The 21,483-nt window shown below is 62.6% G+C and carries 15 protein-coding genes and 1 tRNA gene; 11 read left to right on the forward strand and 5 right to left on the reverse strand.

What is annotated here, in order from left to right; translation table 11 throughout:
- Positions 1 to 282 precede the first annotated feature (282 nt).
- Positions 283 to 1,260 (reverse strand): LysR substrate-binding domain-containing protein, encoded by a 978-nt coding sequence (locus K0B96_RS10805; RefSeq protein WP_220160914.1) that lies wholly within the window; start codon positions 1,258 to 1,260, stop codon positions 283 to 285.
- Between the two features lie 69 nt (positions 1,261 to 1,329).
- Between K0B96_RS10805 and K0B96_RS10810 the strand changes: the two genes are divergently transcribed.
- The 3 genes from K0B96_RS10810 (at position 1,330) to K0B96_RS10820 (ending at position 5,514) form a co-directional block, all read left to right on the forward strand.
- The gene (locus K0B96_RS10810) at positions 1,330 to 3,978 is read left to right on the forward strand and encodes a DEAD/DEAH box helicase (protein WP_220160915.1); all 2,649 of its coding nucleotides are present in this window, start codon (positions 1,330 to 1,332) and stop codon (positions 3,976 to 3,978) included.
- A gap of 25 nt (positions 3,979 to 4,003) precedes the next feature.
- On the forward strand, positions 4,004 to 4,558 hold the full coding sequence (locus K0B96_RS10815) for a hypothetical protein (RefSeq protein WP_220160916.1): 555 nt from the start codon (positions 4,004 to 4,006) through the stop codon (positions 4,556 to 4,558).
- 293 nt (positions 4,559 to 4,851) lie between these two features.
- A complete protein-coding gene (locus K0B96_RS10820; RefSeq protein WP_220160917.1) occupies positions 4,852 to 5,514 on the forward strand; it encodes a hypothetical protein in 663 nt (220 codons plus the stop codon).
- A 67-nt stretch (positions 5,515 to 5,581) separates the two neighbouring features.
- On the opposite strand, the gene K0B96_RS10825 is transcribed toward K0B96_RS10820, so the two are convergent.
- Positions 5,582 to 6,826, reverse strand: coding sequence for a macro domain-containing protein (locus K0B96_RS10825; RefSeq protein ID WP_220160918.1), 1,245 nt, complete (start codon positions 6,824 to 6,826; stop codon positions 5,582 to 5,584).
- Here K0B96_RS10825 and K0B96_RS10830 point away from each other — a divergent pair.
- The 3 genes from K0B96_RS10830 (at position 6,816) to K0B96_RS10840 (ending at position 11,122) form a co-directional block, all read left to right on the forward strand.
- Positions 6,816 to 7,088: a hypothetical protein gene (locus K0B96_RS10830; RefSeq protein ID WP_220160919.1), complete on the forward strand. Its 273-nt coding sequence runs from the start codon at positions 6,816 to 6,818 to the stop codon at positions 7,086 to 7,088. The two genes, K0B96_RS10825 and K0B96_RS10830, sit on opposite strands and share 11 nt — an antisense overlap.
- Positions 7,089 to 7,247: 159 nt before the next feature.
- Positions 7,248 to 8,177 carry an SIR2 family protein gene (locus tag K0B96_RS10835; protein WP_220160920.1) on the forward strand — a complete coding sequence of 310 codons (930 nt, stop codon included), beginning with the start codon at positions 7,248 to 7,250 and terminating at the stop codon, positions 8,175 to 8,177.
- Positions 8,178 to 8,182: 5 nt separating this feature from the next.
- Positions 8,183 to 11,122: a hypothetical protein gene (locus K0B96_RS10840; protein WP_220160921.1), complete on the forward strand. Its 2,940-nt coding sequence runs from the start codon at positions 8,183 to 8,185 to the stop codon at positions 11,120 to 11,122.
- 93 nt (positions 11,123 to 11,215) lie between these two features.
- Here the strand turns inward: K0B96_RS10840 and K0B96_RS10845 are convergent.
- Positions 11,216 to 11,303: transfer RNA gene (locus K0B96_RS10845), tRNA-Leu, on the reverse strand.
- Positions 11,304 to 11,416: 113 nt separating this feature from the next.
- On the opposite strand from K0B96_RS10845, the gene K0B96_RS10850 reads away from it, so the two are divergent.
- The 5 genes from K0B96_RS10850 to K0B96_RS10870 all read left to right on the forward strand — a co-directional run bounded on the left by K0B96_RS10850 (position 11,417) and on the right by K0B96_RS10870 (position 17,862).
- Positions 11,417 to 12,172 carry an RsmE family RNA methyltransferase gene (locus K0B96_RS10850; protein WP_220160922.1) on the forward strand — a complete coding sequence of 252 codons (756 nt, stop codon included), beginning with the start codon at positions 11,417 to 11,419 and terminating at the stop codon, positions 12,170 to 12,172.
- Positions 12,173 to 12,523: 351 nt separating this feature from the next.
- Positions 12,524 to 14,770 (forward strand): TonB-dependent receptor, encoded by a 2,247-nt coding sequence (locus tag K0B96_RS10855; RefSeq protein ID WP_220160923.1) that lies wholly within the window; start codon positions 12,524 to 12,526, stop codon positions 14,768 to 14,770.
- A gap of 21 nt (positions 14,771 to 14,791) precedes the next feature.
- The gene (locus K0B96_RS10860; protein ID WP_220160924.1) at positions 14,792 to 15,472 is read left to right on the forward strand and encodes a Fe2+-dependent dioxygenase; all 681 of its coding nucleotides are present in this window, start codon (positions 14,792 to 14,794) and stop codon (positions 15,470 to 15,472) included.
- 38 nt (positions 15,473 to 15,510) lie between these two features.
- Positions 15,511 to 16,551 (forward strand): hypothetical protein, encoded by a 1,041-nt coding sequence (locus K0B96_RS10865; protein ID WP_220160925.1) that lies wholly within the window; start codon positions 15,511 to 15,513, stop codon positions 16,549 to 16,551.
- A gap of 69 nt (positions 16,552 to 16,620) precedes the next feature.
- Positions 16,621 to 17,862 (forward strand): PepSY-associated TM helix domain-containing protein, encoded by a 1,242-nt coding sequence (locus tag K0B96_RS10870; protein ID WP_220160926.1) that lies wholly within the window; start codon positions 16,621 to 16,623, stop codon positions 17,860 to 17,862.
- Positions 17,863 to 17,866: 4 nt separating this feature from the next.
- Here the strand turns inward: K0B96_RS10870 and K0B96_RS10875 are convergent, their stop codons facing one another.
- On the reverse strand, positions 17,867 to 18,433 hold the full coding sequence (locus tag K0B96_RS10875) for an NADPH-dependent FMN reductase (protein WP_220160927.1): 567 nt from the start codon (positions 18,431 to 18,433) through the stop codon (positions 17,867 to 17,869).
- A 96-nt stretch (positions 18,434 to 18,529) separates the two neighbouring features.
- A complete protein-coding gene (locus tag K0B96_RS10880) occupies positions 18,530 to 21,301 on the reverse strand; it encodes a valine--tRNA ligase (protein ID WP_220160928.1) in 2,772 nt (923 codons plus the stop codon).
- Positions 21,302 to 21,483: the final 182 nt, after the last annotated feature.

Consider the following 21,483-nt stretch of genomic DNA (forward strand, 5'->3'; position numbering starts at 1 on the left):
CAAATGTTAGTCCTCGACCCGACGGAGACACGCCTCGGCACGGCGCTGGCGAAGTGCGCTATTGAGGCCGCAGTCACGCGATCGTTTGGAAGATCCTGTGCGCATGCTACTGCCATCGGCCTATTTTTCATCTGACCGAGACCAGATTCCTCCGGACCGGTCCCTCTTGTTGCAGGTGCTCGACAAGCTCGGCCATGACGCTGTGGCCCAAAATTGTAATCCGAGGGCGGCGAATCGACCTCAATAAGCTCCGGTGCGAAAAGAGGCCATCGCCCTTCCAATTTAGCGACCGAGTGCTTGTCCCCCGCGCAGAATCTCGGCGCACAGCAGGTCGCGGGCTCGATCATACGCAACGTGCTTGCTCAGGGCCCGAAGATTATATGCCACCACCATGCGATCGACGGCGATGCGAATATCCATCGTGACGCATGACTCCGCGTAATTCCGCCCGATCACCGATGGCACAATGCACCATGTCCCCTGCGTGTGTGCTGCCTCCGCCGCTTGCGTATGGCTCTGACAGGCGATCTCGATTTCCAGTCCGGAGAGCACATCCAGCCGTGGCGTCGCTTTGAGTAATTGCTCCCGGATCGGCGTCCAGGTTGAGGCCTGCTGCACGAATGGTCTCTGCTTCTTTATAAGCCAGCGGATAAGTCCGTTCGCAGTTTGCGGAGCGCCGGCAGCATCCCCGGCGACGATGGTGAACGAGTCGTGCCGATACCCCGGCTTCATCTCCAGACCGGCACCTACTTCTCCCTCACGCATGAATCCGAAGTGAAGGATTCCATCACGCAGCCCGGAGCGAATCTCGGACGACCGCAGGTTACGCGCATCCCAACGCCAGGTGGGATACTTCTTCGCCGTTCTGATCAGCGCCGGCATCAACAAAGACTGCATCCACGTATCACCTGCGGCGATAACCCAGGTTTGCTTTTCTTCCTTCGGCGAGGAAATCGCGCGCAGACCATGCAGGAAGATTCGGAACTCACCTGCGACACGCGTTCCAGCCTCGGTCGGGCGAGAGAATCGTCCGCTTCGCCGCAACAGATTCGGACCGAGTTTGAGCGCTTGATTCAGGCGCTCGAGTTTCTGACGAGCATTCACGCCTCCGGCGGAGAGGTTCTTCTCGCGCCCCTGCTCACGCCCGACCTTCTCCACGCTTTCGGCGCTCACAAGGTCCAGCAAGGTGAGCAGCTGCCCGAATGTGACCGCCTCAAGATTGCGCTGCCGGATCCACGCTCTTAGCTCCAAAGTTTCCATAACTTAAAACTTATGTGAGTAACGGCGAAGAAACGAGAATAATCCAATGCCATGAGGCAGGCTGTGAGCATGGAAACGAACCAACTCTCCGCCGCAATACCCCAACCCACGAATTCCCACGTTCCTGCGCTGCACCAGCAGCTCCTCGCCGAACTTAGCTGGCAACACATCCACACAATGCATTTTCCAGTCCGTGACGGCCGCTGGGTTGCTCCAGCAACCCTCCCGCTGACAGATCCGGGACTTCGAGTCGCGTCGCAATCGCCCCTAGGCATATACAAGCATCAACAGCTCGCGCTCGCGCACCTGCTCGCGGGACGCAACACGGCAGTCACCACGGGAACCGGTTCAGGTAAGTCTCTAGTGTTTCAAACGGCTGCAATCGATCTGATCGCGAAAGACGATTCGTCCCGAATCCTCGTACTTTACCCGTTGCGGGCGCTCGCCGAGGAGCAGCATGAGCGTTGGAACAAAGCGTTGCGGATCGCCGGCCTCCAGACAGAGGCACTGCTTATCATCGGCGACGGTATTGGCCGGGCAGAGCGCGCGAAGGCGATTGCCAAGGCTCGGATCGTGATTGCCACTCCTGACATCCTCCACGCTTGGGCGATGCTGAACCGCGAGAAGGAAGCCGGGGTTCGTCGATTCTTGAAGCACCTGCGCTTGGTCGCGATCGATGAAGCGCACGCATACACCGCCGTATTCGGGACCCAGTCTGCCTTCTTGTTTCGCCGGCTCGACCATGCCGTGCGTCGACTTGGTGGCTGCTTCCAAATCGCCGCAGCCTCGGCCACGATGGCAGAAGCGGGCAGTCATCTTCGCGCACTGACCGGCCGCGACTTCACTCTCGTCGGCCCGGAGAGCGACTCTTCGCCGCAGCACCTGAAGCGCCTTCACTTCATCCAACCTGCTGGGGCGTCAGACCTCATTGCCGGACTCGGCCGCTGGTTCCGCGCGTGCGCCGACACCGGCGACAGTCGATTCCTCGCGTTTGTGGAAAGTCGAGTGCAGGCTGAGCACTTCGCGCGAGGCGCAGGACGGCAGAGCATCGACGATGAAAGCAGCGAGGTGAACGAGACCGGACTCGAAGCCGCCGCCGGAGGCGCGGTGCGAGCCTATCGCTCCGGGTTCGACAACTCCTATCGCCGCGAGTTGGTGGACCATCTTCGCAGTGGTCGTGTGTCCGGCCTCATCAGCACAAGTGCGCTTGAACTAGGCATGGATCTCCCCGACCTCGGACTTGGGTTTATCGTCGGCGCGCCTCGCTCGGCCACGGCTTTCTTTCAGCGACTTGGCCGGTTCGGCCGCCATGGCCCAGCAGATATTTTCATCGTTGCTGACGGATCTGCGGCCTCCGCCGAATTGATGAGAAATCCGGAGCTAGTGCGCACACTGCCTCTGCAACGCAGCACCCTCTATCTCGACAACCCGCGCGTCCAATACATCCACGTTCTTTGTCAGGCGCACGAGGAACGTTGGAGTGAGCTGGATAATCCGCCGAGCGAGTTCAGCTCTCAAGTGGATTTTCCCGCCGGCTTTCTCGAACTCTGCGGAAAAGAGCTTCGCGGCGAATCGGTCGGCGATCTGCGTGCCATGCGACCGGCCGGCGACGAAGCCCCTCATCACGTCTTTCCACTACGCGACTGTGATCTCCAGTTCACGGTAAAGTGCGGCCGCGGACATTTTGTCATGAAACTCGGCACGATGACATTCGCTCAAGTCCTGCGTGAAGCCTACCCCGGCGCAGTTTATTGGCATGCAGGTCGTGCGTATCGTGTGCGGAGCGTCCAAGTAAATCGGCGCATGGTGCTGGTGGACGAGAGCCGGCAATGCTTCACCAAACCGCGTGCTTTGTCCCCGGTGATTCAGCCGGATTTGGCCCCCGAAGCGGTGCTTGTCTGGCGGCAGCACGGTGACCTGTCGGTCGTAGAGACCGGTCTTCAGGCGCGTGAATCCGTGAGTGGCTTCCATGAACGCCGTGGGAGCGCCGAACGTGATGTTCAGTATCCGCTCCAGGAGAACGAGCCGAGTGGCGTCGTTTACGCCAATGAACGTTTTTGCCGGCATATCGAATCAACGGGCGTGCTGTTGAGCCATCCGGAGCTTTCCAATGCTGCGGTTCGGATCAGTGAAATCGCCAGCGCCCTGGAGGACTCCTTCCTGCGCGTGGTGCCGATCGAGCGGCAGGATCTGGCTGCCGGCACTGGTCGGCTCCGGGTTTCACGGCGTGGGCTGCAGCGCGGCGACCGGTTCGTCGCGCTTTACGACCGGGTCTACGGCAGCCTTCGACTCTCCAGTCATCTGTCGAGCCCGGATGTCCTCAAGGACGTCCTATCCCGCGCGGTAACCGCGGCGCAGAACTCCGCAAGTATGGACGCCATCACGCTCCAAGCACTCCGTGCGCTAGCGCACTCCGCTCAGGAGTTGGGACGCCAAGTAGCTGAGCTCGATACACCGACTGACACCACCAACCCAGCCTCCGTCAACCTCGTCCAGGTGATCCGCCCCGGCACCTGTGGAGTTCACCGCTCAAGCGGAGCCACCTTTCAGGTCGAAGGCGCCTTTTACTCGCCCGGTGGCATTCGCTACCGTGGTCGTTTCGACCACCAGCGGCCAGACGATCTCTCGGGGCACATCCCCGCATCCGAGATCCGTGAACTGCCGGGTGAGACAGAATTTGCCCAGTTCGACATCACCGCGGGCGCAATTCTGTCCTGAACCAATGCCTCAAATCTCCAGCTTTATGAAAACCACCATCATCACCACTCCAAGCGAAGCGATAGCGGCCCTGCGTAGCTACTTTGTGCGAAATAGCGTCACCGCGTTCGACGAGAGTTCCACGCTGCGTCTCTCCTTCCGTGCCCGCGTGAACGGTTCGGTAATCGCTGTGACGGCCGTTGCTGAACCGCCGATCCCTCGTCTGGTCCTTCTCACGCGTATTCTTTGCCCTATCGGTGATGCGGTCGATGGCCCTGCTGAATTCTGTAATTTCCTCAATTTGCGCTGCACGTTCGCTTCGTCGTTCATCTCGGACGATCCCCGCGAATTCACTTTCGAGAGCGTACTGCATTTGGGCGATGGCATGTGTCTCGCGGCGCAGCTCACCACCTTCGCCGACGGTCACATGGCGGCCGTTTCGCGCCTGGCCCCCTTGCTCGAGGCATTCGCCCAGCAGCGGATAGGACGACGCGAAGCCGAAGCTTGGTTGTGTCCCACGGAAACCGCCACCGAAGATTCGCCTGTGCTAAAGGAGCTCGAACGCGATCAGGAGCGCGCCTCCAAGCCAGGCCGCAACTGAATTGCTGTTAGCAGAGTCCGCATTTATCTCTCGTCGCCACGGCCTTGCCGCCATATCACGAGCACTCTTCGCCCTTTGGCCCGACACTTCGTTTGTGCGGCATGAACAACAGCTCGAATAGCTCAACTTCTGCATTGTTGCGTCCCAAACAGCTCGACTTGGATAGCGATCAGCGAGAACTGCTCCGCGCACTTCGGCAAAGGTCGCCATACAATATCAAAACAGGAACCACTTAGAGGCGTTCATCCTCGAATGGATGGCCTTCAACGCCCTCTGCGAGGCGGCATAGGGGGATGATGCTTGGCGATGCTCCGCAAAGCTTGAAGGGTTCAGGCCATCTATCGCTGCTCGCAGATAAACAGCCTTTGACCGGTCGCTTTGTGCGGGGTCAAAGTCACGCCGAGATTCAGATCGATCCTCCGGCTGATTTGTCGATCGCGCTTCAAGAGCGCCGAGTGGAGTTCTTGATTTATCGGGCTTACATGGAGGAACTGCCAAAGTGGTTGAACTCGCGGTGCGGTCAGATAATCTCAATCGGAGCTGACGACGTCGGGCTACTCGTGAAAGCGAATGTCACCCGCCAACAGCTCGATGCCGAACTCAAACCGAATCCGCCAGCTGCGGGCGGTGAGCGGGAGGACGGGGTTCCAACCAACGGCGTCAGCAATCCCGAGGTGAATGGGGCGGTCGACATCGTGTCGAACGCGGCGCAAACGCCATCCCTGCGTCGCTACCACGGCACCGTTGAGCTGGACACCATGCGCGTAGGCCGCGATGCGAGCCGGGGCGCCGACGAGGTAATCGCTCACTTGGCCGCTCAGCTCGGATCGGAAGTAACTGTGCGACTAGAAATCGACGCACACCTGCCCAGGGGCGCGAGTGACCAGCTGGTCCGAATCGTCACCGAGAATGGCCGAACCTTGAAGTTCGAGAGTCACGGCTTTGAGAAGGAGTAGGAAATCGGCAATGAGGCGCGGTGGGGCGGTCGATGGAGATATCGGTGCGCTCGGGATCGCTCCAAAGCTATCGGGGCACGGAAAGAGCAGCTGGCAAATTGATACGTTTGGGAAGCGCAAACATCTCTCCCGTTTCGGGAATGACGTAGCGCAGCACTGATTCCTGACATCTCTCCAGCAGGCCTTCCCGCGGTGCCCCGGTGAGCTCGCTGTCCCGACGCACAATCCAAGGCTTCCATTGGGAAAGATCAAGCGAGCCATCCATCTCGGGAATCCTACTCCAATCCGCCAGCTGCAACCCGACGTAGCAGTTCGTTTCGAGTTCACCCAACGATATACTTTTCCTCCCGTGAGCGAGGTTGTTTCGCTCGTGACGGACAGATCTGAGGGCGTGGGCGCAATCCTCACGCGAAATAACCCCCGCGAAGAAGCGGGCGCCCCAAATCGTCGGATCCAGATCTGCCGAGGCGGCCTTTCTCGCCTGCTCATGAACCAGACCGAACGTGGCGGGTTCCCCCTCCGGCAGCACTTCCTCGGGATCAGAGATCTTCGCTGCCCGACTTAGGCCGTAGCACATGATTTCGAGTGCCACCTCCGCATACCGGCAGAGCTGCCATTTGGCCCAATCCTCCGGATGCCGCCGCTGCAAGACCGCACCGAACCGATCCAACGGCGCCACCTTCGTGCTGGGTAGCACTAGGCTGACGGTGCGACATCGATCGCCCAGCGTGAAAGCGATGAACTGCTGGATCACCTCCCGCATCTGCGCCTCGTCGCGAATCACCAGCCAAACCTGCAATTCCGCTCCCTCTGCGAGTGTCAGATCGTATTGATCTAGCGTATCCAAAAACTGCTGGAGCAGCAAATGGACGCTCAGGCCGAAGGCGCCGCATCCGAGCAGAGGGAAAGCAAGCGATGCAACCTGGCGCGCCTGGGCCAAACGTAGGGTCTCAGCGACACAGGCTCGGATCGCTTGGAAATAATCCGCTTCGTCGGAACAACCGGGCCGGCCGGGCCAGTCCGCGGGATCGTGAAAGCCCGCGTGAAAGATGTATTTGAAATCGTCCCCTCCGCCGGTGACGAGAACAGTTCCGGGCCGCTGCACCTCACCTCGGGTGATCTGATCAAGCTCCGCTTGCACGTTCTCGCCGTAACGCATTCGGATCTGGCCACTGAGGGAGTTGGGATTACGGGCCAGGCGGAACCCCGTCTCCTCGCTGTTCACGATTGCCTCCACCGGCGCCTCCAGGACATCGGCATGCGCGATGGTGAAGCCAAGCCGCCGCAGCTTTCCTTCGTAGATGATGTTCACGGAGCTGGAAGACAGACGAACGTTCGTCGGCGAGAATGCTGGAGGCAGCGGCCTCGCGGCGAATCTTTTCGATGACGAAACGCCAGCATGGCCCCTGATCATGTGCGTCCCGTTCCGCTCCTCCCGTTATCGAGGGGTCGAACGTCAGTATACCGTTGGCTTTGTCGCCGACGAAGCTGTGGAGGACCGCTCTTCGGGAGTCGTGGTCGGCGCAAGCCTCGGCGAAGCCGAGCATCACCGGGGTCAGTGCATCGCCGTATAGCAGGCCAATCCCACTGTTGAACGCCGGGCAATTGGGCACTCGACATCAGGTATAGCGCGCGTGACGAGTTTTAGCTCAAACACACGATGCCGCTCCTGCGCTATATTGAGACTGCGCTCGACTTCGGCCGAGTGCGCGCGAGAATTTCGTCACTCGCCTGTGACCCGGAAGGAGTTCAACGATAAATGTATCGAGGATCTGATCGCCGCGGAGTTTCCGCAGCGGGTCGCGGTGATCGGCTCGGGTCCGTCGACGCCTTACGTTCCTTCTATGGGAGCGTTGAAGGACGCGCTGGCCAAGGCGTGCAACGTGCAGGGGATCGCTGACGAGTATCCTTGGAATTTCTGCGAACGAGCGTTTGTTGCGAACCCGGAAGCCTACTTCTCGGCAATCGGGACTTCGTTCGATGCGGAGGCCCCTCTCTGGGACCCCCGCGCTTACAGGCACCTCGTGCAGATCCCGTTCAAGAGTTATGTCACGTTCAACTATGATCGGTTACTCCCGCGCGCGTTCTTCGAAAGATACCCCGACTCCAGCCACCTGTTCACAGTCTACCCGAGCCGGCATGGTGATGGCCTGACAACTCAACCCTGCGACTTGGAACACAGGAGGCGACTGGTCGCGGTGCACGGCTACGCGGATCCCGCAAACCCGAACTGGTCACGTCAGATCATCCTGAAAAGGTCGGATTATAATCATTACTACGCGGACCCGAAAACGGGCCATCATCTTTTCAACTGGTGGAAGAACCTGCTCACCCATCTGCCCTGCGTATTCATTGGAATGTCTCTGCATGAACCCGGCCTCTTCCGTGTGGTGGAGCAACTGAGAAAGGACGACCACCCCAAGCTGACTGGGCTCAAACACATTCATCTCGTTAACGTGGAGTGGGCGGAGGACGACCCTGATGAGCAAGCTTTGGGCTCGACGTTCGGTGTCTTCCAGAAGATTGCCTACGATCAGGTCGACCATCGGCACAGTGGGCTTCTTCAGGTGCTGGACGCGTTCTCGCACCTCGGTATCAAGGATCCGAGCCCAAGCCTTCCGCAGATTCCTCCGATCACCGCGACTGAGACCTTTCCTTTCTAAGTGAAATGACGCTTCAAGCACAACTCGACTGGCTCAAATCCGCGGCGATCACTCTGCCTGACGCCGAAGGTGTGTCACGCGCGCTGGCGCTCGTGGCCTCGGGCGCCCCCAACGACGAGCTGTTTTTCGGCGAACTCAAAGACGCCGCGTGGCTACCGGTCTTGGAGCGGAAGGGATATTTTTCGAAGCCACTCGTCGACCAAACCCAGCCCGATCGGCGAACTATCTTTCGCAACCGGCTACCGCTATTTGCTCTCGCTCGTTTCTCCGAAACTACTCCTTCCCAAGCCGCGGCGATTCTGCTGCGGATGCCGTTGTCGGCCGTGCAGGCCACCGCTGACCAAGTATTGCGCTGCCTCACCAAACTGCGCGATCGCCAGGCTATCACTTCAGTCCGTCCGCTATCGGTGTATCTGGCCGAAACCACGCATCGCGCGACGGCGGTGTGGATCGATGATCTGTTGCAGGATTGGATTAAGGCAGGCGCTCAAATGGAGGCAGTTGGCATCCTGCGAGCCTTCGTCGGTTCCACGGTGAGATCGTCGTTCGAGGACCAGCCGCGGCTGGATCGGCATTGGCAGCTGGCGGAGATCGATCGTAAGCTCGTCGATCACCTCGCGAACGTTTTTCCGCAGGAGATCGCCCATATCTATTTCGAGGCGTTGTCGCGCTGGGCCGCGATGCGCCGCGCTCCGGAGCAAACGGACGAACGCACACCGTGGGACAGTCACGTGATCGCTGATCCGGCACGCGACTCACCCTCGAGCTTTTGGCTGGAGGACTTTAGGCAGGCGCCGAGCGGCTCGCGCGATCTGGAGGAAACCCTGGCTACGCGGCTGTATGCGATATGCGCTGTCGCGTTTGGTAGCGGCGACGGGCCCAAGATCGCGCACATCGAGTCCCTCCTGCGATCGGATCGCTGGGAGCTCTTTGCCCGCCTTCGTTGGCAGCTCTATGCGGAATATCCCGACTCTACGTTGGAGTTTGCGCGGCGCGACGTGCTTGAGGTCCTTCCGCACCTAGGGCGATTCGACTACCTACACGGCTTCGAGTTCGCGCAGCTTCTTCAGCGCCACGCAGAGAAACACGGGAATGCTTTCCTCAACATCGACGAAGCCCGCAAGCTCATCGACACCGTCTTTGCAGGACCCGTTGACGAAGACGGCAAGCTGGAGCCGGAAGTCGACCGGGAGCGGTTCTGGCGGAAACAACTCCAGCCCCTTGAAGCGTTGCTCACCGCCGCCGACAAGCAGCGAATCCAACAAGACCGCCCGATCTCGCCCAACGACTACAAACCGTTTCACAGGGGCGAGGCCCGAATGATCGAGCAAGTGTCGCCGGTGTCGGTGGGCGCTCTTGCGGCCAAACCCGACGCGGACCTCTGGCAGTTCCTCAATACGTGGAAGCCGGGCAACCGGAGAGAAAAACCAGAATGGTGGATCGAGGAAAGTGTCGATGCTTTGGCTTCGACGCTGGCGGCCTTGATCGAGCGCGACCCTGCGCGTTTTTCCCTCGCTAGCAAATGGTGGGAGAAGATCGAGCGGCCGGAAATGCTGCATCGCATTCTGGACCGGGCGGCCGAGCGAATTGCGGGACGGGAGCAGAAGGGAGCTGAGGTAACCGAAGCCGATCTGGCGACCTGGCTGGCTTTGGCCAAATGGGTGGTCGCGCATGCGACGAAAGGTGAAGGTCAGAGCGATTCGAGCGACGATGAGACGGAACCGGTGTGGTCGACGCGCGCCACAGCGCGGTTCCTCGAAGCGATGGTGAAGACCCAGACTGCGGTTACCCCACAGCAACGGGCGATGGTGGTTCAATTGCTGCGCCTGATCGTGCAGGCAGATGATCCGCGCCTCGCGAACCGGGAAACCGCGATGATGAACGACTGGCTGACGACGGCGATCAATTCGGCGCGGGGCAATGCAATGCAGGCCATCCTCGACGTCGCCGTGCAGCAGCACGAGGCGGAAAAGGCGGTGGAACCGTGGGTTTTCGAAACGATCGAAACGCGTCTCCGTCATCCCGATGAATCCCCGGCGCTCTTTGCTCTGCTCGGCTCGCGTCTTCGCCTGTTGGTGTTCCTTTTCGGCGACAGATTCAAGCCACGTCCCGAGCTGCTGTTTCCTGAAGATCGGCCTCAACATCGCGACGCCGCTGTTCTGGCGCACTTCAAATACGACAACCCGATGGTTGGGGTGATCAACACGTTCCCGGGGCTCATCCCCGCCGGGCTGGCGCTGGCGGCTGAGGCGACGAAGAGCGAGAAAGAACAGCGTTCGCCGAGGCGGGAGTTCGATTCGCGCCTTGGCGTCCACATCGCCTTCTACCACTGGAACGCGTCGTTCCCGACCGACCAAGTTGGCGAGGCGGCGCTCGACCGATTCTTCGCGCTGGCCGCGTCGGATACCCGTGGTTCAGTCATCGATCAGATCGGGTCGGCGTTTGAGAAGACAACTGAACAGGACGTCTCGGCCACAGTGCGGGAACGGGTCATGCAAATCTGGGAGCGCAGGTTCGGCCAGATCTTGGGTGTCTCCCAAGGAGCGGCAGATGCCTCGACAGATTACCAAGAGGAACTCGCGGCGTTCACCGACTGGATTCGCTGCGAGTGCTTCCCACTCGACTGGCGGGTGCGCCGGGTGATCAGCGCCCTTAATCTCCTCACTTCGGGTCCACGGCCCTATCGTCTGGTGAAGTTTGTCGGCGAGCAGCGCGACAAGCCGGAGCGGCTCCTATCCATGTTGCAGGTTCTCGAAGCCTTGGTGCGCCAGCCCAGTGACGAGGTGCGATGGGCGATGCAGGAGAAAGACGTTCGGCCGATTCTGGAACGGGCATTCGAAAGCCCGATTCCTGAGGTCCGCACCCAGGCCGAAGCCACCCTTGAGCTGTTACTGCGGCAGGGGTTCCTTTCGTTTCTGGACATCGGAAAGCCGGTGGTCGACTAGATTCCGTTCGCACCACAACCAAAGCGAGAATACCTCAGGATTGTGTGCGGAGTGTCCCGTTTACGTCCCGTAATAACGATTCACCTCTAGCACTGGTGCCCGGAGAGGGGGTCGAACCCACACGCCTTTAGAGGGCGACGGATTTTGAGTCCGTTGCGTCTGCCAATTCCGCCATCCGGGCCAGCCAGAAGCCGGACCGTAAGACCGCCGCGAACGTTGTAAAATGGAAAATGCGCCTTGTCGCGCGCTACTCCCCGCTTGTCACGCGCCACCCCTGGGCGTTGCTTCACGTCCATGCCCGACTTTCGCGTCTTTCACACGCCACCTTCGGCCGACCCCGTGGAGATTACCCTGACTCGGGAAGAGTCGCACCACCTCGTCTCCGTGAACCGCGCCCGCGTTGGGCAGACCGTCGTGGCGTTCGATGGCCGCGGTCACGAGTGGATCTGCACCTTGGAGCGCGAAGACCGCCACCAAGCCACGTTGAAGGTCAACTTCCGCCAATCCGCCCCGCCCCTGCCCTACGAAATCACCCTCGGTCAGGCGCTGCCCAAGGGTCCGTCGATGGATGCCATCGTCCGCAAAGCCACCGAAATCGGCGCCGCGCGTATCGTCCCTCTGGAAAGCGAGCGCACCCAAGTCCATCTGGCCGACGATCGTCAGGACCGCAAAATCGAAAAGTGGCAACTCGCCGCCCTCGAAGCCGCGAAACAATGCGGCAATCCATGGCTCCCGGAAATCAGCCCTGTGCAAAGCGCCAGCGCCTTCATGGATCAGGCGAGCGGTTACGATTTAAAGCTCATTGCCAGTCTGCATCCCGGCGCTCGCTCCCTCAAGACGGCGCTCGCCGCCCACGTCGCCGCCACCGGTCGGTCGCCTCGCAAAGTCGTCTGGCTGATCGGCCCCGAAGGCGACTTTACGCCCGCTGAAATGAGTCTCGCCCAAACGGCCGGATTCCAACCGATCACCCTCGGCCCGCTCGTGCTGCGATGTGAAACGGCGGCCGTTTACGCCCTCAGTATTTTGAGTTACGAACTCGCCAACACCTGAGCGAATCGGAGCGGCTCAACAACCGTCCAGCACAGCTCCCACGCGTCGCGTCTCGGATTCTCGCTTTGGCTCCCGCAGCGAAAATCGCGCATCGTCTGGGGGCATCTCCGAGAGGAGCGGACAACCGGGCGTGAGGCGACATTTTCGGCCTAAGTTGCAAGCGCAAATGACTGCTTTCGGGCGACGCCCCCTTTCGAACGCCCTGCGCCCCGCCTCATGCGCATTAGTGTTAATTCTCAGAGGCCGGGACAGGACATGGACCGACGCGCGTGTCGCGTCATGCGTTGTTGCGACAAAATCTCAAAAAAGATTTGACGCACATTAAGGCTATTGAGACTCATCCGCACCACGATGAGTCAACTCTCCTCCCGTCCACGCACCGCCATTTCCGAGCTTGTGCCCGCGCTGACCGCGCTCGCCGTGATGCAAGGTTTCACCGCCGCCGCCCACGCCGCCGACGATGACAACCTCACCGCTGCGACCCACGACGCCCCCGTGGCGTTGCCCAAATTGACGGTGCAGGATTCGAAGGTCAAAAGCATCGCCTCGCCGAAATACACCCAACCCCTGCGCGACACGCCGCAGACCGTCGTCGTCATCCCGCGCGCCGTTTACACCGAACAAGGCGCCACTTCTCTCCGCGATGTCCTCCGCAACACGCCCGGCATCACCTTCCAAGCCGGCGAAGGCGGCAATGCCCCCGGCGACAACCTTTTCATCCGCGGCTTCGGTGCGCGCAACGACGTCTTCCTCGACGGCGTGCGCGACGCCGGCGTGATGACCCGCGATACGTTCAACGTTGAGCAGGTCGAGGTCGTCAAAGGCCCCTCGTCCGCCACGTTCGGACGCGGCTCCACCGGCGGGTCCGTCAACCAAGTCACGAAGACCCCCGGCCTGCGCGACGCCACGAAGATCGAAGCCACCGCCGGTAACGCCGACTACGCGCGCGCCACGCTCGATGCCAATCAAGCGCTCCCCGCCAGCCCCATTCCCGGCACCGCTATCCGCCTCAATGCCGTCTGGACCGATGCCGGCGTCGCCGGACGCGACGAAGTGAAAAACCGCAACTGGGGCCTCGCGCCCTCCCTCGCGTTCGGCCTCGGCACGCCGACCACCGTCACACTCGCCTATCAACATCTGTCGCAGGACAACATCCCCGACTACGGCCTTCCCGGCACCCTTCCCGCCGTCGCCTTCGCCGCCGGCCAAACCATTGCCGACCTGGACTGGAGCAACTTCTACGGCCTCGTCGCCCGCGACTACGAGAAGATCGAAAGCGATGGCGCCACCGCGATCGTCACCCACAAATTCCCTGGCGGCGCCGCCCTGCGCAACCTCACGCGCTACGGGCGCAATACCCGCGATGCGGTCGTGACTCCGCCGCGCGCCGCCACCGCCGCCAACGCCGCGGCCGACCCCGGTTTCGATCCCACGCTCGCTCAAATCCGTCGCACCGACACCAAATATCAAGACCGCCGCGACGAGATCCTCGCCAACCAAACCAACTTCAACGCCTCATTCACCTCCGGTTCCGTCCAACACGATTTCGGCGGCGGGATCGAAGTCTCCCGCGAAGACCAGCGCAGCGACGCCAAGACCGATTTGTTTTCTCACGGCCGTCCGCCCGTGACCGATCTTTATCACCCGAATCCGCACGACGCTTACACGCCCGCCATCGTGCGCACCGGCGCCTTCACCAAGGCCATCGCCGACACCGGTGCCGTTTACGCCTTCGACACCGCCAAGTTCGGCCCGCAATGGGAACTCAACGCCGGCGCCCGCTGGGAAACCTTCGATGTCAGTTATCGCAACGTCGCGGCCAACGGCACCTCCACCCGCTTCCAACGCACCGACCACATGTTGAGCTGGCGCGGCGGCCTCGTATTCAAACCCGCCCCCGAAGGCAGTCTCTACGCGGGCTACGGCACTTCGTTCAATCCCTCCGCCGATTCCAACCAAGGCCTCGCCCTTGCCGCCACGGGCAACAGCAGCGCCAGCCTCGCGCCCGAGAAAAACCTCAGCAGCGAAATCGGCGCCAAATGGGATTTTCTCAAAACCCGTCTCTCGACCACGCTCGCATTCTTCCGCACCGAGAAAACCAACGCCCGCACGACCGATGCCGCCGGCGACACCGTGCTCGCCGGCGATCAGCAGGTCGAAGGCATCGAAATCGGCGTCAACGGCCGCCTCACCGACACGCTCTCGATCTTCTCCGGTTACGCTTACATGGAGGGCACCGTGAAATCCTCCGGCGTCGCGCAGCAAGTGGACGCCGCGCTGCAATACGTGCCCCGGCAAACGCTCAACCTCTGGGCCACCCAGCGCCTTCCCGCCGGCTTCACCGTCGGCGCCGGCGCGCAATTCACCGACGGCTACTTCTACGCCCTGCCCAGCGCAACGTCCGCGCCCTCCGCTGGCCTCGGCACGCGCTACTGGCTCTACGGCGCGATGGCCTCGTATGAAGTTAACAAGCACCTCACGCTCCGCCTCAACGTCAACAACCTCGCCGACAAACGCTACATCGATCGCGGTTACGGTGGTCACGTCATTCCCGGCGCCGGTCGCACCGTCCTCTTCAATGCCACCTATTCGTTCTGATCCCGCTCCGCGCTCTACGCCATGATTCTCGCTGTTCCTGACATTCTCACGCCCGCCCAAATCGCCGAAGCGCGCCAGCTCCTGGCCTCCGCCGATTGGGTCGACGGCAAAGCCACCGCCGGCCACCAAGGCGCGCACGTAAAATCCAATCAGCAGCTCCCGCTCGACAGCGCCGTCGGCCGCCAACTCGGCGACACCATCCTTCGCGCGCTCGGCAAAAGCCCGCTCTTCATGTCCGCCGCGCTGCCGCTGCACATCCTGCCGCCCATGTTCAACCGCTACTCCGGCGGTCAGACTTTCGGCACGCATGTCGACGGCTCCGTCCGCGTCGTTCCCGGCACCACTCATCGCCTCCGCACCGATCTCTCCTGCACGCTCTTTTTCGCGGACCCGGCAGACTACGACGGCGGTGAACTCGTCATCGAAGACACCTACGGCGCCAAGAGCGTCAAACTCCCCGCCGGCCACCTCATCCTCTATCCTTCCACCAGCCTCCACCACGTCACGCCCGTCACGCGCGGCGAGCGTCTGTGCTCCTTTTTCTGGCTGCAATCCATGGTCCGCGCCGACGCGCAACGCTCCCTCCTCTTCGATCTCGATATCGCCATCCAACGCCTCGGCGCGGAGCAACCCAACCATCCTTCCGTCGTTCAACTCACCGGCGTCTACCACAACCTTCTCCGCCAGTGGGCGGAAATGTAAACGCCTCCTTCGCGTTCGCCCGCCGTTGCGCCGCCGTCATGAGTAAACGCCACGTTGCCCTCGCCGAAATCGAGCGGCGCCACGGCCACGCCGCCGAAGCCACCGCAACGCCCGCCGGCCTCGCCGCCGCGCTCGCGTGTTACGACCGAGCCGCCTCGTTCCTCGCATCCGCCGCGCCCACCGACGACGTCCTCTGCGCCCTCGGCCTCGTCGCGATGAACCGCGGCAACGCGCTGTCGAAACTCGCCTCCACCGCCGACCACGCGGCCGCGCTCGCCGCCTACGATCACGCGATCGCCCTCCTCTCCGCGCTGCCCTACGCCCACGACGATCGGCTGCGCAATCACCTCGGCGCCGCGTGGCTCAACCGCGGCCACGCCCTGCGCTCCGCCGGCGACCACGCCGATCTCGCCGCCGCGTTGCAGTCGCACCGCACCGCCGTCGAAATCCTGACGCCGCTCCCTCTCGCTGCCTGTCCTGATTATCCCGCCAATCTCGCCGGCGCGTGGATCAATCTTTCGGACGCCCTCGCGGCGGCCGACACGCCCGACTGTTTCACGTCCGCGTTCGAGGCCGCGCAGGCCGCTCTCACCATTGTCGCTCCGCTTGAGGCCGACGCTCCGCGCTTCGGCGAACTCTCCCTCATGGCCCGCCGCGCCGCGCTTGTGGCCCTCGCCGGCCACCTCGTGACTGCGCCCGAGGAAACGCACGCGCCTGCGGTCGCCGCAGCAAGCGATCTGATCGACTCCGGCCTCAATCTCGCGCGCCGCTGGCACGTTCTCCACGCTGCCGCACCCGCGCCGCTCGCCACGCGTCTTTTTCGTTTTGGCGCCGAATTCTACTGCCGCCACCAACCGCAGTTTCTCGCCGAGTTCCTGCACGAAAATCTCGATGCCGCGTCGGGCGCTCCTCGCGCGTGGACCACGTCGGTCGAGTGGCGCGACATCGGCCGCGCCGCGCTCGCTCGCGCTCGCGACGATCTGCAACGCCCGCGCTTTCTCTTCGCGGGCGACCGCGACACGGAACGCGTCCTCGCGCTCGACGCCGCTCTCGCCGACGCCGCCGCGCACTTCCGCTGAACGCTGCGTGGTCGCGCGTAAGCGGCTTTCGCGCGGCAGTTTCCCGCCGCTCCTCACGAATTTCTCTCCATGCGTCTTCGCAAAATCCTCTTCTGGCTGCATCTCTTCGCCGGCGTCTTCGCCGGACTCGTCATTGCCATCATGTGCTTTACGGGCGCCGTGCTCGCATTTGAGAAACAAATCACCGCGTGGGCCGAACGCGACGTCCGCCTCGTGACTCCGCCGGCCGACGCGTCCGCTCCTTTGCCGCTCACGCAACTCCAGCGCGACTTCCGCGCCGCTCAGCCTGAGTCTCGCTCCACCAGCCTCACCGTCTTCGCCGCCCCAAACACTGCAGTCGCCTTCAGCGTCGGCCGCGCGTCGACCTTTTACGTCAACCCCTACACCGGCGAAGTTCGCGCTCCCACCTCGGCGCGGCTTCGGACCATTCTGCGCGCGACTGAAAACTGGCATCGCTGGCTCGGAGTGGGCGGCGACCATCGCGCCGCCGCGCGCGCCGTCACTGGCGCCTGCACCCTCGCCTTCGGCTTTCTCGCCCTGAGCGGACTCTACCTCTGGTGGCCGCGCACGCTCTCGTGGCGCGGATTCAAATCCGTCGCCCTCCTCAACGTCCGCCTCGCCGGCAAAGCACGCGATTTCAACTGGCACAACGCCACCGGGCTGTGGTGCGCGCCCGTCCTCATCGTGCTCACGCTGACCGCCGTGCCGATGTCGTATCGCTGGGGCAACACCCTTCTCTACGGTCTCGCCGGCGAATCCGCTCCCACGACCACCGGCCCCGCCCGTGCCTCCACGTCCATCGCCCCGATCGCTCCTCCCTCGGCCGCCGCGCGTCGCCTCTCGCCCGACCAAGCCGTTGCCGTGGCGCAGAAGGAATTTCCTTCGTGGACGCAAATTTCCCTCGTGCTCGGTGACAGTGAACGCCGTCGCCCCAACTCGAATACCAACTCCACGCCGCCATCATCCGCCTCTGCCGCCGAGTCCAGCCAGCAGCGTCGCGCAGACGCCCCGGCGGGTGTCCGGCCCCTCACGCTCATCGTCAAAGAATCCTCCGCCTGGCCGCGCACCGCCACGGCCACGCTCACGGTTGATCCGTTCACGGGCCACGTGCTGAAACGCGAGACCTTCGCCGAACTTTCTCTCGGCCGGCGCTTCCGCACGTGGTCGCGCTTTCTCCACACCGGCGAGGCCCTGGGCTGGCCCGGACAACTTGTCGCAGGACTCGCCAGTCTCGGCGGACTCGTGCTCGTTTACACCGGCTTCGCGTTGGCGCTCCGGCGCTTTCTCAACCGCCGCTCCGCCCAAGCGTAGCCGCTCAATCGCGCAATTTAGTCGTCGTGGCCACGAGCTGCCGCGCGACCTTTTCCGCCGCCTGTTGCGTGCGCGGATCGCGTAGTTTCCCCTGCTCGTCAAAGGCCGCATCCGCTTTCGCCACCGTGCAGGCGGCGGGAATCACCAAGCAGCCGAGATGCGTCAGCAACGCGCGAGCCAGTTGCATCGACCGCACGCCGCCAAACTGTCCCGGCGACGCCGATACCACCGCCGCCACTTTCCCAATCAGCGGATTGTCGTCCGCGCGGGTGCACCAATCGATGGTGTTTTTAAACAACGGCGTGATCATCGAATTGTATTCCGGCGACGCGATCAGCAGCGCGTCGTGCGCGAGCACCAGCTCGACCATTTTCTGCGCGTTTGCGGGCAGTCCTTCGCGGTCCTCGAGATCGCCATGATAAAGCGGCATCGGCAGGTCGTTGAGATCGATCACCGTCACCTCGCCTCCCGCGGCGCGCGTCGCTTCGACCACGACGTGCAGCAATTTTTTATTCAGCGAGTCACGTCGCGCGCTCCCGGCAAAAGCCAGGATCTTAGGCGGGTTGGGCATGCCGTTACGAAGCGGCTCGCCGCCGGATTCGCAAGCTCGGCGTGGACCGCTGGCTCCCGAGCAGGAAACGGCCGCTGCGCCCGCGAATCCGCCCGCTCAACCCAGAGCCCCCAGCAAACGCTCCAGCTCCGCGCGCTTCGCCTGCTGATCGGCCAGTTGCTTGCGCGCTCCTTCCAGCACCGCCGGCGGCGCTTTGCTCACGAACGCCTGATTCGCGAGCCGCGCTTCCGTGCCGGCGATGTGTTTGCTGACGGCCTCGAGTTCTTTCATGAGGCGAGTGCGTTCTGCCGCCGGATCGACCTTCACGCCCGTGTCGAGATAGAGCGTGCCGAGCGGAGTCACGACCGCCGGCAACGCCACCTCGGCCGAGGTGCGCTCGATCGCGGTCGCACCGACAAGGCGGACGAGCTTGGCGGACCCTCCGGCGAGCACCGTCCAAACCGAATCGGCCGCGAGCGCGAAAAACGTCACGTCGCGCTTCTGCGCCGCGTTCTGGTCGGCCTTGAGCTGACGCGCGAGCGTGGCGAAACGTTTCAGCGTATCGACGCGGCCCGACGCCTCGCTGTCGATCCGGACACCGCGGCGCGCGAGCGCAGCGACGAGACCGCCCGCCGTTTCGATCCGCGTCTCCTGCACGAATCGGGTGCCGGGCGCCGCGTAGCCGAGCAGCGCCCACAACTCTTCCGTGATGAACGGCGCGAACGGCTCGAACATCAGCAGAAACTCGCGCAGCACGAGATCCTGCACCGCGAGCGCGTGATCTTTCGCCGCCGGGTCCTGCACGCGCGACTTGGCGACTTCGACATACCAGTCGCAAAAATCATTCCAGAAAAACGAATACAGCCGCTGCGTCGCACCGGCGAACTCGAACCCGGCGAAACCGCGCTCGACCGTCCCGAGTGTATCAACGAGTGCCGCGAGAATCGCATGATCGTCGTCGTCGAGCGTGGTGGCGTCGATCCGCGCGAGAATGGCGTCGAGCGTGGAGTTGTCCGCCATCGCGCCACTCATTTGGCGGAAGCGACACGCGTTCCACAGCTTGTTGCAAAAGTTCTTGCCGCCTTCGATGCGGTCTTCGTCGAACTTCACGTCCTGGCCGAGCGGCGCGATCTGCAGCAGTCCGAACCGCAGACCATCGGCGCCGTATTTCGTGATGAGGTCGAGCGGGTCCGGCGAGTTGCCGAGCGTCTTCGACATCTTGCGCCCCTGCTTGTCGCGCACGATGCCGTTGAAATAAACGTGCTTGAACGGAATCCGCTTCTCGACCGGCGCGCCGGGCCGTGCGAATTCGAGGCCGGCCATGATCATGCGCGCGACCCAGAAGAAGATGATGTCGGCGCCCGTCGCGAGCGTCGTGGTCGGGTAAAACGCATCGAAATCCGCCTTCGCCTGCGCCTCCGCATCGGGCCAGCCGAGCGTCGCAAACGGCCAGAGCCAGGACGACGCCCACGTGTCGAGGACGTCGTCTTCCTGCGTCCAGTTTTCCGGATCGGCCGGGCCGTCGAGGGAAACGTGGATTTTCTGCGGATCGCGCAGATCGGCTTCGGTGAGCGTCTCGCGATCGATGCCCTTCGCATACCACACGGGAATGCGATGCCCCCACCAGAGTTGGCGGCTGATGCACCAATCCTGAATGTTTTCGAGCCAGTTGAGATACACCTTCGACCACCGCTCGGGATGCATCTGGATCAGACCGTCGCGCACGACTGCCTTGGCCTCCTCCACGCGCGGGTAACGCAGCCACCATTGCTGCATCAAACGCGGCTCGATCGGCACGCCGGCGCGCTGCGAATAGCCGACATTGTTCTCGTAGGGTTTCGCTTCGATCAAATTGCCCCGCTGCTCGAGAATCTCCGCGGCCTGCTTGCGCGCGGCAAAGCGGTCCAGTCCGGCGAGCTCGGGGCCGGCGTCGGCGTTCATCGTGCCGTCGGCGTTGATGGAATCGATGACCGGCAAGCCATGGCGCTGGCCAATCTCGAAATCCACCTTGTCGTGCGCGGGCGTGACTTTCAGCGCGCCGGCGGCGAAGGCCGGATCGACGGCCTTGTCCGCGATGATCGGTATTTGCACGCGTTCGCCCAGCGGCCGCCAGAGTTTCCGGCCGACGAGATGCGTATAACGCGGATCGTCGGGATGCACGGCCACGGCAACGTCGGCGGCGATTGTCTCGGGCCGCGTCGTCTCGAGAATCAGATGCGTGAGCGGGATCGTGTTCCCATCGGCGTCTTTCGTCGTCGTCGGTTCAACGAGCTCGTAACGCAGACGATAAATAAAACCCTTCGTTGGACGCATCTCGACTTCCTCGTCCGACAACGCCGTCAACGAAACCGGGCACCAGTTCACCATGCGCTTGCCACGGTAAATGTGCCCTTGGTCGAAAAGTTTCACGAACGCCGTGAGCACGGCGCGCGAGTAACCGGGATCCATCGTGAAATGCGTGCGATCCCAATCGCAGGAGCATCCGAGCTCGCGCAATTGCTTGAGAATGTGATCGCCCTTTTCACCCCGCCAGGCCCACACGCGATCGAGAAACGCCTCGCGTCCCAAATCCCGCCGCCCCTTGCCTTCCGTCTTCTTGAGATGCTTCTCGACCATCGTCTGCGTGGCGATGCCGGCGTGATCTGTGCCCGGGATCCAGCACGCGGCCTTGCCGTCGAGCCGGGCGCGCCGGATGAGGGCGTCCTGCAACGTGTTGTTGAGCACGTGGCCCATGTGCAGAATCCCCGTCACGTTGGGCGGAGGTATGACGATGGTGTAAGTCTCCTGGCCGGGAGCAGCCTTCCCGGCGAAGCACTTGGCCTCCTGCCAGGCGGCATACCATCTCTGCTCAACGTCGCGTGCTTCGTAACTCTTGGTGATCTCAGCCATGGTCGTCCTTAAAAATAGAATCGCCGAGGAAACGTCCCGCGCCCCCGTGAGGCAAGCGGGGAAAACCCGCGTGCCACCGGGCGTTGCGCCTGCACCCAACCGTTCGTAGCGGCGGAGCATCAACGTTTGCGAGCGCCCTGCGCGCCGCTGTCCCCTTTCCCCTCGCTCGCCCGCGCGTTTGG

This window comes from Horticoccus luteus (genome assembly GCF_019464535.1).
GTDB lineage: Bacteria > Verrucomicrobiota > Verrucomicrobiia > Opitutales > Opitutaceae > Horticoccus > Horticoccus luteus.